We start from the raw sequence: 16,749 nt of genomic DNA, 5'->3' as shown, positions 1-16,749 counted from the left end.
GGATCAGGGCAGGTAGCCGGTCAGCATCTGCCGCTTGCCGGCGTGTCCGGGGCGCTTGAGTACTGAAAATCCGGCCGCTTCGAGATTGCGGCGAACCCAACCGGCGGCGCTGTAGGTCGCAAGGGTGGTGCCCGTCCGGCTCTTGCGCGCCAGTGTCCGCATCAGTTCGCCGCCCCACATGTCGGGATTGCGCGAAGGTGCGAAGCCATCGAGATACCAGGCATCGACAGGCGCAGCGATCGTATCGATGCAATTGGCGACATCGCCGATCACCACGCGAAGCGTCGTGCCTTCGTCGAGCGTGATTGTGATGACAGCCTGCATGGCATCGGGAGAGGGCCAGTCCGCTACGAGCTTTTCGACCAGAGGCCTACGTCCGGGCCAGACGGCGAGCGCACGTTCGATCTGATCGGCAGCCAATGGGTAGCGTTCGAAGCTGACGAATTCCAGCGACTGTCCCGCCCTGCGCGTGTCGTGCCAGAGCGCAGCCGTCTCGATGAAGTTCAGCCCCGTGCCGAATCCGAGTTCACCGATCCTGAACCGCTCGACGTCCCGCCAGCGCGCGGGCAGGCCGTTGCCGTCCAGGAAGACGTAACGCGTTTCTGCCGCCCCATCGCTCGTCGTGTAATAGTGATCGTCAAAGCGTGGCGAATAGGGCATATCACCCTCATGCCAGATCAGTCCCGCGCCCAGATCATCGTTTCTGTCGCTCATGCGCTTCTCCGCCGACCGGAAGATTGACCGGTCATGACCGGACGGCACCGCTATAGCCCCTCAGTGCGCCGCTTGTCTTGCGATCTTCTCGTCGCAGGGGGCGGCGTTGTCGGTCTTTGGACGGCGTATCTTGCTGCGGGGGCGGGCATGCGCGTCATCCTTTGCGATGCCGGCTGCATCGGAGCGGGCGCCAGCGGCGGATTTCTCGGCGCGCTCATGTGTCATATGCCGGAGCGCTGGAACGCCAAGAAGCAATTTCAGCTCGACGCGCTCGTCTCTCTGGAAGAAAGGATCTGCGATCTTGAGGCTGAAACCGGTCTGTCGACTGGCTATGGCCGTGTCGGACGCATCCTGCCGCTCAACAGCGCCGAGCAGCGGGCGCTGGCCGAAACTCGAAAGACCGATGCCGCGCGCAACTGGCGGGTGGCCGGTCGAACTTTTGATTGGCAGATCGTCGAGCTTGGCAGCCTGGCGAACTGGCCCGGCACGAGGGCTGTGGCGCACGGTGCTGTGGTCGAGACGCTTTCGGGGCGGGTCGATCCGCGTGCGCTTCTCGCAGCGCTTGGCGCCGGTGCGATCGCGCGGGGCGTCACGCTCATCGAAGAGCGCGGTCTCAAATCGGTGGACGGCGAGGTCGGCCTGCTCTCCGACGGCGCGGAAGTGCATGCCGGCGCCATTGCGCTTACTGCCGGGATCGCCACGCCCGCGCTTCTTCAATCGATAATGGCGGTTCCAGAAACGCTCGGCCGCCCTGTGAAGGGGCAGGCGGCCTTGCTGGCGGCGGACCTGCCGGCGGGGCGCCCACTCGTGTTCCGCGATGGCGTCTACGTCGTGCCGCATGCGAACGGCACTGTCGCCGTCGGCAGCACGAGCGAAAACGCATTTGCCGATCCTTGCTCCACTGACGGCCAGCTGGACACCATCATCGATCAGGCAGGGCGGCTTTGTCCTGAACTCGCCGGTGCGTGTGTGATCGAGCGCTGGGCTGCGCTGAGGCCGCGCGCTGTCTTGCCGGATCCGATGATCGGGCGCATTCCGGGCCGGGCGCGCACCATCGTGGCGACAGGCGGGTTCAAGATCACGCTCGGTATCGCGCACGAAATGGCCCGCGCCGTTCTCCTCATCCTCGATGGCGATGAGGACGCAGGCTTGCCGGAAACCTTTCGGCTTCAGACCCATCTTGCCCGCGCCGGCCTCAAGCAGACTTGACGTTCCACCCGATCGGCGATCAGGCTCGCCGCTGGCAATGCTCCGTCTTGAAAGGATGATGGTGACTTACCCGCGAGACATGATCGGCTACGGTCGAATCCCTCCCGATCCACGTTGGCCCCATTCAGCCCGGATCGCCGTTCAGTTCGTCATCAATTACGAGGAAGGCGGCGAGAACAACGTGCTGCATGGCGATGCCGCATCGGAGGCCTTTTTGTCCGAGATCGTCGGCGCGCAGCCCTGGCCTGGCCAGCGGCACATGAACATGGAATCGATCTACGAATATGGATCGCGTGCCGGGTTCTGGCGGCTGTGGCGCCTGTTCACCGGGCGCGCGCTCCCCGTCACGGTCTACGGCGTCGCCACCGCGCTCCAGAAGAACCCCGAAGCCGTCGCGGCCATGAAGGAAGCTGGCTGGGAGATCGCCTCGCACGGGCTGAAATGGATCGACTACAAGGACTATGAAAAAGCGGCCGAGCGGAAGGAGATGGCCGAAGCCATCCGCATCCATGAGGAAGCGACGGGCGAGGCGCCGCTTGGCTGGTACACGGGCCGCTCTTCCATCCATTCGACCACGCTCGCCGCGGAGGCAGGTTTTGCTTATTCATCCGATGCTTATGCTGATGATCTCCCATACTGGATCGACGGACCCCGTGGTGCGCACCTGATCGTCCCCTATACGCTCGACACCAACGATATGCGCTTTGCCACCGCACAGGGGTTCAATACCGGCGACCAGTTCTTCACCTATCTGAAGGACAGTTTCGACGTGCTCTATGCCGAAGGTGCCGCAGGGCAAGCCAAGATGCTCTCGATCGGCCTGCACTGCCGCCTCGTCGGGCGGCCGGGGAGAACGGCGGGGCTCGCCCGTTTTCTGGACTATGTGGCCGGGCATGACCATGTCTGGATAACGCGGCGCATCGATATCGCGCGGCACTGGCATGCCCACCACAAACCATGAGGACGTGACATGGACAGATCTGAGTTCGTCGACCGGTTCGGCGGCATCTTCGAACATTCTCCCTGGATCGCCGAGCGCGGGTTCTCGCACCTGCCGGATCAGGAGGCTGCTCCAAAGGCCTCGCAGGTTCACGTCGCGCTCTGCCAGGCCTTTCGAGAGGCCGACCGGGAGGACCGGCTCAAAGTTCTTGAGGCGCACCCGGATCTCGCGGGTAAGGTCGCAGTTTCTGGCGGTCTGACGGAAGCCTCACGCGGCGAACAGGCCGGTGCCGGTCTCGATCGTTTGAGCGAGGACGAACACCAGCATTTTGCCGACCTCAACCGGCGTTATCGCCAGCAGTTCGGCTTTCCTTTCATCATCGCCGTCAAAGGGCTTGGCAAGGAGGACATTCTTCGGGCATTCGAGAAGCGGCTGACCCATACGCAAGCCGAAGAATTCACCGCCGCATGCGATGAAGTGGAAAAGATCGCGTTGCTGCGGCTGGAGGCCATGAAGCCGGAGACCTGAATGAACCATTCCGCACCTGCATCGACGCAAGAGACCGCCATTCCCGAATTCGTCCGCGGTACGATCAATCTGGCTTCCGCCCGTCTCGGCGCCGTCGGACTGTTCTCCACCGACGCGTTCTTCGCGCCGCTGGAGCGGATGCTGAATGACGAGCCAGCCGTTTTCCTGCCGGACGAATACGACGACAACGGCAAGTGGATGGACGGCTGGGAATCGCGGCGCAAGCGCACGCCGGGGCATGATTTCGCGATCGTTCGCCTTGCCATGCCCGGTCGCATCCTCGGTTTCGATGTCGATACCAGCTTCTTCACGGGCAACTATCCGCCCCATGCCAGCATCGAAGTTGCGCGGATCGATGCGGGCGAGCCGGACGAGGCGACCGAATGGACCGAGATTCTGGCCAAGACACCGCTTGGCCCAAATGCACATCACTTCCTGGAAATCACCGACCCGGCGATGCGCTCGAGGGTGTGGACCCATCTGCGCCTTCATATCTACCCCGATGGCGGAATCGCGCGGCTGAGGGTCTTCGGCGCCGCGCATTTCGATTGGTCACGGGTCGGCACGTCCGACGAGGTCGATCTCGCTTACATCTTCCACGGTGGACGGGCGCTGGCCTGGTCGGATGCCCACTATGGCTCGCCCGAGCGCATGCTCGGCCCCGGCCGCGGGATCAACATGGGAGATGGCTGGGAGACGGCGCGCCGGCGAGGTCCGGGCTACGATTGGACCATCCTCAAGCTTGGCCACCCCGGGGAGATCGCGCGGGTCGTCGTCGATACGGCACACTTCAAGGGCAACTTTCCAGAAAGCTGCGAACTTCTTGGCGCCAATCTTGCTGATCACACCGGGCCTCTGGACGACGAGGCCCTTCGCGACAGCGAGGAGTGGACCACCATCGTGCCGCGCCGCAAGCTGCAGATGGACCACATCCACGAATTTGCCGGCGACGACATCGCGGCGATCGGGCCTGTCACTCATGTTCGCTTCAACATCCACCCCGATGGTGGCGTCAGCCGGTTGCGGCTGTTCGGGACGAAGGCATGACGCCGACGCATCGTCTCGACATCGCGCCGTTGACCGCGCGCGCCTTCGCGCCGTTCGGGGAGGTTCTGGACGTCGCGGATGCGGAACTGCGGCTCATCAACGACGGCAATACGGAGCGCTATCACCGCCTGGCCGCCACAGATATGGACTCAGCCGGCCGTGCGATCGTCAGTCTGTTCCGCGGCAAGGCGCGGTCGTTTCCGTTCACGATCGCGATGATGGAACGCCATCCGGATGGATCGCAGGCATTCTGGCCGCTCTCGGGTCGGCCATGGTTGGTGGTCGTCGCCGAGGACGAGGAAGGACGGCCGGGCCGCCCGCGTGCCTTTCTGGCCAGCGCCAGCCAGGGCGTCAACTACCGCCGCAACGTGTGGCATCATCCGCTGATGGCGCTCGATGAAATGAGCGATTTCCTGATCATCGATCGGGAAGGGCCGGGCTCCAATCTGGAGGAATTCTTTTATGAGAAGCCCTACGAAATCGTAGTCGTGCCGGCAGCCTCGACACTCGCCCGATAGCCGCGTCCGGTCAGCGGTGCCCTGCCGATGCAGGGGCGCCCATCAGGCCGGCGAAGTCGTCTTGGCCGGTCGCCCCGCGACGTAGACCTGGTGGACGGCCCGGTCGTCGCCCATGGTCTGCAGCAGGAAAAGCTCTTCGGCCAGCGTCGTCGCGCGCTCCATCTTCAGGGCCATGGCCGGCGTAGCACTGGCGTTGAGAACGACGACATCGGCCTCCGTTCCCTCGTCCAGCGTGCCGATTTTGTCGACAAGCGACAGCGCCTCCGCGTTTCCGCGCGTCATGTGCCAGGCGGTCCTCAGGGGATGAACCCGATGACCCTGGAGCTGCTGGACCTTGTAGGCTTCATCCATCGTGCGGAACATCGAATAGCTCGTTCCGCCGCCGATATCGGTGGCAAAGGCGGTGCGCACGCCGGCCCCCTCCAGCCGCTTCAGCCCGAACAGCCCCGAGCCGAGAAACAGGTTCGAGGTCGGACAGGAGACGGCCACCGATCCCGTTTCGGCAAGCGCGCCGACTTCTCGGTCGCTGAGATGGATAGCGTGACCGAGCAACGTCTTCTCGCCGAGAAGGTCATAGCGCGCATAGATGTCGGTGTAGTCGGCAGCATCGGGGTAAAGCCGTTCTGCAAAGGCTATTTCTTCTCGATTTTCGGAAAGGTGCGTCTGAACGTGAAGATCGGGATTGCGCTTTGTCAGAGCGCCCGCCACCTCCATCTGCGCCGGCGAGGAGGTGATGGCGAAGCGCGGCGTTATGGCGACGAGACCTCGCCCTTCGCCATGCCAGCGGTCGATGACGGCCTGGCTGTCGTCGAATGCCGATTGCGGCGTGTCGCAGAGTGCTTCGGGCGCGTTGCGGTCCATCATCACCTTGCCGGCGATCATGCGCATGTCGCGCCGCCTCGCTTCTACGAAGAAGCAATCGGCCGAGGCGCGATGGACCGAGCAGTAAGCTGCGGCAGTGGTCGTGCCATGCCGGATCAGTTCATCGAAGAAATGGCGCGCGATGCGCTCGCCATGGGAGGCATCGGCGAAACGCTGCTCTTCGATGAAGGTGTAGCCATTCAGCCATTCCAGAAGCGAACCGGCATAAGAGCCGACCACCTGCATCTGGGGAAAGTGGATGTGCGGATCGATCAGGCCGGGCATGATCAGGTGAGGGCGGTGGTCGACCGTTTCGACGGAGTGAGGTGTTAGCCTGCGGACCTCGTCGAAGGCTCCGAATGCTGCGATCAGGCCATCGCGCAGAAAGAGCGCGCCATCGTCTTCATAGCGATAGCTTGCCACATCGTTCGGCCCCTCCGGGCGGCGCAGGAACGTCAGCAGTCGCCCTCTCAAAAGCAGGTTCATCTGGCGTCTCCGCGTGTGGTGCTTTCATACCAGGCGGCGACGAGGGCGCGCTCCTCGGCTTGCATCGCGGTCACGTTGCCCGGCGGCATCGCGTGGCTTCGGCCGGCCTGCAGGTAGATGTCGCGGGCCGCTGCGGCGATCTCGCCCTCCGTCTCCAGCTTGACGCCCTTGGGCGGCCACGTGATCCCTGGCCAGACGGGTTCTGCTGCATGGCACATGGTGCAGCGGCTTTGAATGGTTTCGCTCGCACCGGCAAAATGGGTATTGGCGGCGAACCGTTCGATCTGCTCTGACAGCGCGGCGTCGCTGTCGCCTATCGGGCGCGGGACCGTCGACAGCCACATGATGAGAACGAAGATGACCGCCGTTGCCAGCCACGTCCAGGTCGGGCTGCCCCTTCTGGCATGGCGTGTATTGAACCAGTGCCGGATCGTTACGCCCATCAGGAAGACCAGCGAGGCGATGATCCAGTTGTAATGCGTGGCAAAGGCCAGGGGATAGTGGTTCGACAGCATGAGGAAGATGACGGGCAGCGTCAGGTAGTTGTTGTGAAGCGAACGCTGCTTCGCCTGCATGCCGAGCTTCGGATCCGGCGCTTTGCCGGCCTTGAGGTCGGCCACCACGATCTTCTGGTTGGGAATGATGATGAGGAAGACGTTCGCCGACATGATCGTCGCCGTAAAGGCGCCGAGATGCAGGAATGCGGCCCGGCCGGTGAAAAGTTGCGTGTAGCCCCAGGCCATTGCGACAAGCATGACGTAGAGGAGGAGCATAAGGCCCGTTGTGCTCTTGCCGAGAGGCGATTTGCACAGTTGGTCGTAGACAAGCCAGCCGACACCGAGCGAGGCGAGGGAAAGGACGATCGCGGCCGGCGGCGACACATCCAGCACGGCCCTGTCGATCAGATAGAGGTCGGCGCCGGCATAATAGACGATGGCAAGCAGCGCGAATCCGGAAAGCCAGGTCGCATAGCTCTCCCATTTGAACCAGGTCAGGTGCTCCGGCATGGATGCGGGCGCGATCATGTATTTCTGGATGTGGTAGAAACCGCCGCCGTGCACCTGCCATTCCTCGCCCGACACCCCTTCGGGCAGGCCGGGGCGCTTGGTCAGGCCGAGGTCGAGGGCGATGAAGTAGAAGGACGACCCGATCCACGCGATGGCGGTGATGACGTGCAGCCAGCGCACGGCGAAGGAAAGCCATTCCCACGCAATGGCGAATTCGTACATGATGCGTCCATCCCGTTCGACGATGGTGATCCTTAGCGCGTCGCCCGATTCACGCAAAGACGGTTGATGGAGGCCGCTTCTTCTGACGTCAGACGCCGGACGCGCCGAGATACTCGCTTTTCAGGTCGACGGTGGTGGTTTCGCCGAGGTGCACGAAATTTTGGTCCAGCCAGATTCTCGCCTCCTCGCGCCCGCGATCGCGCAGGTCCTGGAGAAAGCCCCAGCCGAGATCGAACTTCGATGCCACGGAAAGATCGGCCAGGGCATCGTCCGAGCGGATCGAGTGCACGAGAATCTTTTTCAGGCGGTCGCGATATTCGTCCTTCAGCCACTCCTCGTCGATCAGCTTGCCGACGAAGTCGATCGCCCGCAATTCACGCACGAGAGATGAGTTGAACGAGATTTCGTTGATTCTGTTCATGATGTCGGGCGCCGACATGGGCACTTCGTCGCGGACCATCGGGTTGACGTGGACGATCATGACGTCGCGGCTGTGGCATCGATAGAAGAACGGGAAGATCGCGGGATTTCCCATGTACCCGCCGTCCCAGTAATGCTCCCCGTCGATCTCGACCGCCTTGTAGACGAATGGCAGGCAGGCCGAGGCCATGATGGCGTCCAGCGTCACGTCTTCGTTGGTGAACACCTTGACCTTGCCGGTCCGCACATTGGTCGCCGAGATGAAAAGCTTGGTCGATGCGCAGGCGTGCAGCGCCTCGAAATCGACCGACCTGTCGACGATATCGCGCAGCGGATTGAAGTTGAACGGGTTCCACTCATAGGGCGAGAACATCCGTGTGATGTTGTCGAACACGTTGAAAGTCAGCGATGCATCCATCGAATAGGGGCCGAGCAGCTTTTCCCATGGCAGTTGCTTGACCGGCGAGAACGCATCGCCGGCCAGCGACATGTCGCGCCAGAAGGCGGCGAGCGCTTCCCTCGCACCATCGGCGCCGCCGGTCATGTTGCCTTGGGCGTAGACGGCGGCATTCATGGCGCCTGCAGATGTGCCGGAGACGCCCTCGATCGCGATCCGGCCGTCTTCCAGAAGGCCGTCGAGCACGCCCCATGAAAACGCGCCATGGGCGCCACCGCCTTGAAGGCCCAGATTGATCGTCTTGACGGCGGACTTGCCGCGGCCGACCGCCGGGCTTTGAAGATCGACAGGACGATGCATGGTCACTGGGCCGTCCAACCTCCGTCCATTGCCAGCGCCGCACCGGTGATGGATCGGCCGGCGTCGCTGCTCAGAAAGAGCGCATAGTCGGCGATCTCCTCGACCGTCACGAATTCCTTGGTTGGCTGCGCCTTGAGGATGACGTCGTTCTTAACCTCTTCCTCGCTCATGCCGCGCGCCTTCGCCGTATCGGCGATCTGGCCGTCGACGAGCGGCGTCTGCACATAGCCAGGGCAGATCGCATTGACAGTGATGCCATCCTCGGCCGTTTCCAGCGCGATCGTCTTGGTCAGCCCGACGATGCCGTGCTTGGCCGCTACATAAGCGGCTTTGAAGGGTGACGCGATCAGCCCGTGAGCCGAGGCGATGTTGATGATGCGTCCGCTCCCGCGCGCCTTCATGCCGGGTACGGCGGCGCGGATCGTGTGGAAGGCGCTGGTCAGGTTGATCGCGATGATGGCGTCCCACTTTTCGGCGGGGAACGCCTCGATCTTCGCGACATGCTGGATGCCGGCATTGTTGACCAGAATATCGACGCCACCGAATTGCTTCTCCGCTGTCGCGATCAGATCCGCGATCTCGGCTGGTTTGGTCATGTCGGCGCCGTGAAAGATCACCTTTCCGTCACCGCGGTCGTCGACCGCCCGCCGGGCGGCCTCGGCTTCGTCCGGAGAACTCAGACCGTTCAGGACGACGTTCATGCCTTCTTCGGCGAAACGTTGTGCGATGCCAAGGCCGATGCCGCTTGTCGAGCCGGTTATGACGGCGGTTCTTCTATCGCTCATTGCTCATTCCTTGCTGCAGTCGCTCAATGAATTGTGCGTTGCAGCATATATAGTGCGCATCGGAGCGTCTGGCCAGCGATGGCCAGATCGGTGATATGAGAAAAAATTAAGCAACTATTGCTAAGTGATCAAATAGTATGCAGAGCTCGGCGAGATCGTAGGCGATTTCGCATTCCCCCGTGCGGCTCGCGCAAGTGTCTTTCGACGCTTTTGCTACGATGATCCAAAAAACCCTTTAATGTCAGAGGCATAAAATTGGTACGCCTCTGCTCCCGGCGATCTGGCATGCGGCTTGCTCCGATATTTCGGGTGCAAATCGAGACCGTTGGAGGGAAAACGGATGTCCGCATCGACAGGGAAATTCACAATGGCGACGGCAGCTCTGGCGCTGGCTGCGTCGACGGCATGGACCGGCGCATTCGCGCAGGACGAGGGGCCGATCAAGGTCGGCATTCTCCACTCGCTTTCGGGAACGATGGCGATTTCGGAGACCACACTCAAAGACGTGATGCTGATGCTCATCGAGCAGCAGAACGAGAAGGGCGGCGTTCTCGGCCGTCAGCTCGAACCCGTCGTCGTCGACATCGCGTCGGACTGGCCGCTGGCGGCCGAGAAGGCGCGCGAGCTCATCGAGGTCGAAGAGGTCGACGCGGTGTTCGGCTGCTGGACCTCGGTTTGCCGCAAGTCGGTGCTGCCGGTGTTCGAGGAGCTCAATTCGCTGCTCTTCTATCCGGTTCAATACGAAGGCGAGGAAAGCCAGCGTAACGTCTTCTACACCGGTGCTTCGCCCAACCAGCAAGCGATCCCGGCCGTCGACTATCTGATGAACGAGGTCGGCATCGAGCGCTGGGTGCTCGCCGGCACCGACTACGTCTATCCGCAGACGACCAACAAGATCCTCGAGCAATATCTCAAGGACGCCGGTGTCGCCGAAGACGACATCATGATCAACTACACGCCGTTCGGTCACACCGACTGGCAAACGATCGTCTCTGACATCAAGGCTTTCGGATCGTCCGGCAAGCCGACGGCCGTTGTGTCGACCATCAACGGCGACGCCAACGTTCCTTTTTACCGCGAACTCGGCAATCAGGGCATCGACGCGGTCGATATTCCCGTCGTCGCCTTTTCGGTCGGCGAAGAGGAACTGGCGGGCCTCGATACCGCACCGCTCGTCGGCCACCTCGCCGCATGGAACTACTTCATGTCGGTCGATACGCCTGAGAATGCCGAGTTCATCGAAGCGTGGACTGCCTTCATCGGCGATGAGGAGCGCGTGACCAACGATCCGATGGAAGCCCATTACATCGGCTTCAACATGTGGGTCGAAGCGGTGGAGAAGGCCGAATCCACCGATCCTGACGCTGTCATCGAGAACATCGTCGGCGTCGAGGTGCCGAACCTGACCGGCGGAACCGCCGTCATGCTGGCAAACCACCACATCACCAAGCCGGTGCTGATCGGCGAAATCCAGGATGACGGTCAGTTCGACGTGGTCTGGGAGACCGATGATCTCGTCGAGGGCGATGCCTGGTCGAACTTCCTGCCTGAATCGGCCCCGCTCGAAGCCGATTGGACCGATCCGATCATGTGCGGCAACTACAATACCGAAACCGAGACATGCGGCAGCGGATCCTGATCCTCTCCTTCCCGTGAGGGATTCGCGCAACGAGGGGAGGCGGTGGCCATGGCCGCCTCCCTTGATCCAGGGCACCGGCTCCGGCCGCTGCCGAACTGTCCGTCGGGGACGTCGCTCATGATCCGCACTTTCGCCGCCCGTTGGCTCGCCTGCCTCGCGCTCGGCCTCCTATTCTCTTTGAACGGTGCATACGCACAGGAAGCGCCGATCGATCCGGCCGGGCCGGTCGCCGATCTCGTCCGGCAGTTGCCGGATGGCTCCTATCGCGACCGCGGCGCCGTCATCGGCGAGCTTGCCGCTACCGGGGATAGCGCCCTTGTGCCGCTCCTGCGAACGCTCGAAGCGGGTGAACTCTTCCTGCTGACGGAAACAGGCGCCATCGTCACCATCGAACCGGAAGGCGACGAGGTCGTCGCGACCGATGTTCTCACGGGGGAGGCGATCGGCACCTTCGGCGAAGACGCGGTGGAGGAAATCCGGGTCAACAACCTTATCCGCCGGGAGGTGCGCGCCGCGGTCAGCCAGCTGACCTTGATGAGCGACAGCCCGTCGGTGCGCATCGCTGCTGCGCGCGAGATGTTCAACGGCGCAAATGCCGACAGCATCCCGATGCTGGACGAGGCGTTGGCGCAGGAGGACAACGAAACGGTCCGTGCCGTCATGGAAGAGGTGCGCGCAGTTGCGGTGCTGCGCTCCGATGCCGGTCCGGACGAAACGGCCGCTGCTGTCGATACGATCATCGAAAGGGGCGGGCGCCAGGCGCTCGGTATCCTGCAGGCGAGCCTCGGCTCGGCTTCGGCAGACGTCGCCCCGGCGATCGAGGCGGGCATCGCGCGCATCGAGCGCAACCTGGCGCTTTGGGGTGTGGGCCAGAACATCTGGTACGGCCTGTCGCTCGGGTCGGTGCTGCTGCTCGCCGCCATCGGACTCGCGATAACCTTCGGCGTCATGGGCGTCATCAACATGGCCCATGGCGAGATGGTGATGCTCGGCGCCTACACGACCTATGTCGTCCAGGAAATCATTCGCAACGCCGCGCCGGGCCTGTTCGATTATTCGCTCGCCTTTGCGCTGCCGCTGGCCTTCCTCGTCACCGCGCTCGTCGGCATCGCGATCGAACGCGGCGTCATCCGCTTTCTCTACGGACGCCCGCTCGAGACGCTGTTGGCAACCTGGGGCCTGTCGTTGATCATCCAGCAGGCGGTTCGCACAATCTTCGGTGCATCGAACCGCGAGGTCGGCAATCCATCCTGGATGTCCGGCGCCTTCGAGGTGGGCGGTCTGGCCATCACCAACAACCGACTTTGGATCATCGTCTTTTCGCTCGTCGTCTTCGCCGTGCTGGTTTTCGTCATGAAGAAGACCGCGCTCGGGCTGCACATGCGCGCCGTCACGCAGAACCGGCGGATGGCATCGTCCATGGGGATCAGAACGCCCTGGGTGGATGCCATGACGTTCGGTCTCGGTTCGGGCGTCGCGGGACTTGCGGGGGTTGCGCTCTCGCAGATCTCCAACGTCTCGCCCAATCTCGGCCAGGGCTACATCATCGACAGCTTCATGGTCGTCGTGTTCGGCGGGGTCGGCAATCTGTGGGGCACGCTGGTCGGGGCCTTCACGCTCGGTGTCTTCAACAAGCTGCTGGAGCCGCATACCGGAGCGGTCCTCGCCAAGGTTTTGGTGCTCGTCGCCATAATTCTCTTCATTCAGAAACGGCCGAGGGGGCTCTTCGCGCTCAAGGGCAGAGCGGTGGAAGCATGATCAGTCAGGCGCTTCTTCGCGGCCTCAACGGCAAGGCCATGTGGGTGGTGGCCCTCCTGGTCGCAGCGGCCATCCTCGTGCCGGCTTCGAACCTTCTCCTGCCAGCCGGCCATCCGTTGCGCGTGCCGAACTATCTGGTGCCGCTGATGGGCAAATATCTTTGCTACGCGATGCTGGCGCTCGCGCTCGATCTCGTGTGGGGCTATTGCGGCATTCTTTCGCTCGGCCACGGCGCCTTCTTCGCGCTCGGCGGCTACGCGATGGGCATGTATCTCATGCGCCAGATCGGCGACCGAGGCGTCTATGGCAATCCCGACCTGCCGGACTTCATGGTGTTTCTCAACTGGGACGCGCTGCCGTGGTACTGGCAAGGGTTCGACATGTTCTGGTTCGCCATGCTCATGGTCATGGTCGTGCCGGGTCTTCTCGCCTTCGTCTTCGGCTGGTTCGCCTTTCGCTCCCGCGTCACGGGCGTCTACCTGTCGATCATCACCCAGGCTATGACCTATGCGCTGCTGCTCGCCTTCTTCCGCAACGACATGGGCTTCGGCGGCAATAACGGGCTGACCGATTTCAAGGATATTCTCGGTGCCTCCGTCCAGGCGGGTGGTACGCGGGCCGCGCTCTTCGCCGCGTCGGCCCTGATGCTGGCAGCCGCATTCGTGGTGTGCTCCGCCATCGTCAACTCAAAGCTGGGCAAGCTGATGATCGCGGTGCGCGATGCGGAAAGTCGCACGCGCTTCCTCGGCTTCCGTCCTGAGTACGTCAAGCTCTTTGCATTCGTCGTTTCCGCCGTGATCGCTGGCATAGCGGGCGCGCTCTACGTACCCCAGGTGGGCATCATCAATCCTGGCGAATTCGCGCCGGCAAATTCCATCGAGGTGGTGATCTGGGCAGCCGTCGGCGGGCGGGGTTCGCTGATAGGCCCGATCATCGGCGCCATCCTCGTCAATGTCATGAAATCCTACTTCACCGTCGCCTATCCCAATCTGTGGCTCTTTGCGCTCGGCGGCATGTTCGTCTTCGTCACGTTGTTCATGCCGAAGGGCATCGTTGGTTTCCTCAGCGGACGACGCTGGCCCGGACGGCCGGCGCGCACCACAACGGATGCCGGGCTCGACACGGCCAAACCATCGCCCGCGGAGTGAGCGTCATGACAAGCATAGCGCCCGCCAGGGCAGAAGATCGTCCACTGCTCTACCTCGACGGGGTATCCGTGTCGTTCGACGGGTTCCGTGCGATCAACAACCTTTCGCTCTATCTGGAGAAGGGGGAGATGCGCGCCATCATCGGACCCAACGGCGCGGGAAAGACCACAATGATGGATATCATCACCGGCAAGACCCGGCCGGACCGTGGCGACGTTTTCTTCAATGGGACGATCGACCTCACCCAGCACGATGAGCCCGCGATCGCGACGTTCGGCATCGGGCGCAAATTTCAAAAGCCGACCGTGTTCGAAAGCCATACGGTGGAAGACAACCTGCTCCTCGCCATGAAGGGCAAGCGCAGCGTCGTGGCACAATTCTTTCACGTGTCGTCGCGCCACGAACGTGAGGCACTCGACGGCATCCTGGAGACCATTCGGCTGACCGGGCGCCGCGCCGACCAGGCGGCGAACCTCTCGCACGGCCAGAAACAGTGGCTCGAAATCGGAATGCTGCTTGCCCAGGATCCGAAACTGTTGCTCATCGATGAGCCGGTCGCAGGCATGACCGATGCCGAAACCGAAGAGACGGTGCGGCTTTTGAAGGAAATCGCTCGGGATCATTCGGTCATCGTCGTCGAGCACGACATGCATTTCGTGCGCGAGCTCGGCGTAAAGGTTACCTGCCTGCATGAAGGGTCGGTTCTATCGGAAGGCACGCTCGATCATGTCAGCAACGACAGCCGCGTGATCGAGGTCTATCTCGGGCGATAAGAGCCGGGAAATTCGGACAAGGAATGCGTCATGCTGGAAGTTGAGAATGCCGATCTGCATTATGGCGCCGCGCAGGCGCTGCGCGGGGTCTCCCTGACCGCCAGGAGCGGCGAGATCACATGCGTTCTCGGCCGCAACGGCGTCGGAAAGACAAGTCTGATGCGGGCTATCGTCGGCCATCATCCGCTAACGCAGGGGAGCGTCCGTCTGGACGGCGTCGCGATCGACCGCAAGGCTGCCTATGACAGGGCCCGCGCAGGTATCGCGTTTGTTCCGCAGGGGCGGGAGATTTTTCCGTTGCTCACCGTGCGCGAGAACCTCGAGACCGGCTACGCGCCGTTGAAAAGCGGTGAGCGATTGATTCCCGATCATGTTTTCGAACTTTTTCCCGTGCTGGGCGACATGCTCGCAAGGCGCGGGGGAGATTTGTCGGGCGGCCAGCAGCAGCAGCTTGCAATTGGACGAGCGCTCGTCACCCGGCCGAAGATCCTGGTGCTGGATGAACCGACCGAAGGCATTCAGCCCTCGATCATCAAGGATATCGGGCGGGCGATACGCTATCTTCGCGACAGCGCCGGCCTCGCCATCGTGCTCGTCGAACAGTATCTCGATTTTTGCCGGGAACTGGCCGACCGCGTCACCATCATGGATCGTGGGCAGGTGGTGCATCACGGCCCGGCCGAGGATCTCGACCGGGCCGACATTCGTGCGCATCTGACCGTCTGAGCCGTCACAAGAGGTTACAGATCAGGTTGCCTGTTCGATGACGCCGCAGGCGATCCGATCGCCGCTGTCTCCGGCCGGATCGGTCGTATAGTCGTCCGGTCCGGCGTGAATGACGAAGGCGGAGCCATCGTCGTCCATCAGCGTGGCCGGCCCCTCAGCGGTGATCGTCACGTCGCCGACAAAAAATTCCGCATGCGCGATGCCGTCGTCCTGAACATGAACGTTGGGCAGGTCACCGGGATGGGGGCCGTTCTCGTTCATGACGCCGTGCTCTCCTTCACCGGCGATGTGGCCGCCAGCCGATTCGTGCCCGCCCTCGGCGTCGCACGAACCGGTCTGATGCAGGTGGACGCCGTGCGGACCCGGTTCCAGCCCGCTGGCCTCGATTTCGACGATCATGATGCCGGTCGGTGTCTCGGTGAACGTCACCGTGCCCTCTATGCCATCGCCTTCCAGCGTGGCTTGGGCCGTTGCACCGGAAGCAGCCATTTCGGCGGTGGCGGCGCCATCCTCGGCCGGCGCGCTTTCTTCCTGGCCAAAGGCAGGGACGGCCATCGCCGCTATCAGGGCTGTCGAGCAGAAGAGCATCTTCATGGGGAATCCTCCGATCCACGGACTTCACCGAGAATCGGCGAAGTTCTCGAAGGCTAACTCACCGCTTGCCTGTTGGTTCGCCTCCGACCGGCAATTTCGTCGTCTGCGATGTCGGATGATCCGGCTTCGATGCAATCGTCAGAGCCGCTTCGACCGCATCCAGGCCGTGCGCGAGCTGCGCCGACTGCTCATCGCCCAGTGCCGCGATTAGCCGTCTTTCGTAAGCCTTTGCTATCGTCACCAACGCGCGATAGCAGGCCACGCCTTCGCGCGTCAGTGTCAGGTGCTCGATGCGCCGGTCGTCGGTATCGGTGCTGCGGCTGATCCAGCGGCGCTTTTCCAAGGCGACGACGGCGCGGCTGACCTTCGTCTTGTGCAGCGATGAATGGCGGCCGATCGCCGTGGCGGTGATCCGGCCGAACTGTCCGACCGTCGCGAGCACCCGCCATTCCGGCCGTGTCATGCCGTAACGCTCGCGGTAAAGGGTTGCGAAATCCCGGCTGACCGCCTCGGCCGCGCGGGAGAGCCGGTAGGGCAGGAAATGGTCCAGTTCGAGCAGCGCCTTCGGCATTCTCCGGTTGCCTCCTCGTCGGGTCAGACTTGATAGTTACAAAATA

General features: G+C 62.6%; 17 protein-coding genes. 10 read left to right on the top strand and 7 right to left on the bottom strand.

The features are described 5' to 3' along the window. Positions 1-3: 3 nt before the first annotated feature. Positions 4-714 (bottom strand): tRNA (5-methylaminomethyl-2-thiouridine)(34)-methyltransferase MnmC2, encoded by a 711-nt coding sequence (gene mnmC2 / locus CN673_RS13120; RefSeq protein WP_099866905.1) that lies wholly within the window; start codon positions 712-714, stop codon positions 4-6. Between the two features lie 33 nt (positions 715-747). Here mnmC2 and CN673_RS13115 point away from each other — a divergent pair, with 33 nt between their 5' ends. From CN673_RS13115 to CN673_RS13095, 5 genes are read left to right on the top strand one after another with little or no spacing between them, the layout of a single operon-like run. Beyond that, on the top strand, positions 748-1,923 hold the full coding sequence (locus CN673_RS13115) for an NAD(P)/FAD-dependent oxidoreductase (protein WP_099866801.1): 1,176 nt from the start codon (positions 748-750) through the stop codon (positions 1,921-1,923). Between the two features lie 58 nt (positions 1,924-1,981). Then, a complete protein-coding gene (puuE, locus tag CN673_RS21330) occupies positions 1,982-2,884 on the top strand; it encodes an allantoinase PuuE (RefSeq protein WP_099866904.1) in 903 nt (300 codons plus the stop codon). A gap of 9 nt (positions 2,885-2,893) precedes the next feature. After that, positions 2,894-3,391, top strand: a complete 498-nt coding sequence (gene uraD, locus CN673_RS21325) for a 2-oxo-4-hydroxy-4-carboxy-5-ureidoimidazoline decarboxylase (protein WP_099866800.1) — start codon at positions 2,894-2,896, stop codon at positions 3,389-3,391. Then, a complete protein-coding gene (alc, locus tag CN673_RS13100; RefSeq protein WP_099866799.1) occupies positions 3,392-4,438 on the top strand; it encodes an allantoicase in 1,047 nt (348 codons plus the stop codon). It begins immediately after the preceding gene. Then, positions 4,435-4,956 (top strand): ureidoglycolate lyase, encoded by a 522-nt coding sequence (locus CN673_RS13095; protein WP_099866798.1) that lies wholly within the window; start codon positions 4,435-4,437, stop codon positions 4,954-4,956. Before alc ends, CN673_RS13095 begins: the two co-directional genes overlap by 4 nt. A 42-nt stretch (positions 4,957-4,998) precedes the next feature. On the opposite strand, the gene guaD is transcribed toward CN673_RS13095, so the two are convergent. From guaD to CN673_RS13075, 4 genes are all read right to left on the bottom strand, one after another. Beyond that, positions 4,999-6,303 (bottom strand): guanine deaminase, encoded by a 1,305-nt coding sequence (gene guaD / locus CN673_RS13090; protein WP_099866797.1) that lies wholly within the window; start codon positions 6,301-6,303, stop codon positions 4,999-5,001. Beyond that, a complete protein-coding gene (locus CN673_RS13085; protein WP_099866903.1) occupies positions 6,300-7,532 on the bottom strand; it encodes a urate hydroxylase PuuD in 1,233 nt (410 codons plus the stop codon). Before CN673_RS13085 ends, guaD begins: the two co-directional genes overlap by 4 nt. An 88-nt stretch (positions 7,533-7,620) precedes the next feature. After that, positions 7,621-8,709, bottom strand: a complete 1,089-nt coding sequence (locus CN673_RS13080; RefSeq protein WP_099866796.1) for a patatin-like phospholipase family protein — start codon at positions 8,707-8,709, stop codon at positions 7,621-7,623. A 2-nt stretch (positions 8,710-8,711) separates the two neighbouring features. After that, positions 8,712-9,494: a 3-hydroxybutyrate dehydrogenase gene (locus CN673_RS13075; RefSeq protein ID WP_099866795.1), complete on the bottom strand. Its 783-nt coding sequence runs from the start codon at positions 9,492-9,494 to the stop codon at positions 8,712-8,714. 367 nt (positions 9,495-9,861) lie between these two features. Between CN673_RS13075 and urtA the strand changes: the two genes are divergently transcribed. The 5 genes from urtA (at position 9,862) to urtE (ending at position 15,538) form a co-directional block, all read left to right on the top strand. Then, a complete protein-coding gene (gene urtA, locus CN673_RS13070; RefSeq protein ID WP_245409897.1) occupies positions 9,862-11,133 on the top strand; it encodes an urea ABC transporter substrate-binding protein in 1,272 nt (423 codons plus the stop codon). Positions 11,134-11,250: 117 nt separating this feature from the next. After that, positions 11,251-12,891, top strand: a complete 1,641-nt coding sequence (gene urtB / locus CN673_RS13065; protein WP_099866902.1) for an urea ABC transporter permease subunit UrtB — start codon at positions 11,251-11,253, stop codon at positions 12,889-12,891. Further along, positions 12,888-14,039: an urea ABC transporter permease subunit UrtC gene (gene urtC, locus CN673_RS13060; RefSeq protein ID WP_099866793.1), complete on the top strand. Its 1,152-nt coding sequence runs from the start codon at positions 12,888-12,890 to the stop codon at positions 14,037-14,039. Before urtB ends, urtC begins: the two co-directional genes overlap by 4 nt. 5 nt (positions 14,040-14,044) lie before the next feature. After that, complete coding sequence (gene urtD / locus CN673_RS13055; protein ID WP_099866792.1) at positions 14,045-14,812, top strand: urea ABC transporter ATP-binding protein UrtD; 768 nt, start codon at positions 14,045-14,047, stop codon at positions 14,810-14,812. A 30-nt stretch (positions 14,813-14,842) separates the two neighbouring features. Then, a complete protein-coding gene (gene urtE, locus CN673_RS13050; protein ID WP_099866791.1) occupies positions 14,843-15,538 on the top strand; it encodes an urea ABC transporter ATP-binding subunit UrtE in 696 nt (231 codons plus the stop codon). 21 nt (positions 15,539-15,559) lie between these two features. On the opposite strand, the gene CN673_RS13045 is transcribed toward urtE, so the two are convergent. Beyond that, the gene (locus CN673_RS13045; protein ID WP_198585990.1) at positions 15,560-16,132 is read right to left on the bottom strand and encodes a superoxide dismutase family protein; all 573 of its coding nucleotides are present in this window, start codon (positions 16,130-16,132) and stop codon (positions 15,560-15,562) included. A 58-nt stretch (positions 16,133-16,190) separates the two neighbouring features. Continuing rightward, on the bottom strand, positions 16,191-16,703 hold the full coding sequence (locus CN673_RS13040; RefSeq protein ID WP_099866790.1) for a MarR family winged helix-turn-helix transcriptional regulator: 513 nt from the start codon (positions 16,701-16,703) through the stop codon (positions 16,191-16,193). Positions 16,704-16,749 lie beyond the last annotated feature (46 nt).

Source organism: Neopararhizobium haloflavum, assembly GCF_002750855.1.
Classification (GTDB): domain Bacteria; phylum Pseudomonadota; class Alphaproteobacteria; order Rhizobiales; family Rhizobiaceae; genus Georhizobium; species Georhizobium haloflavum.
Note: the sequence above shows the minus strand (reverse complement) of the source record. Positions and strands in the feature narration are given on the sequence as shown.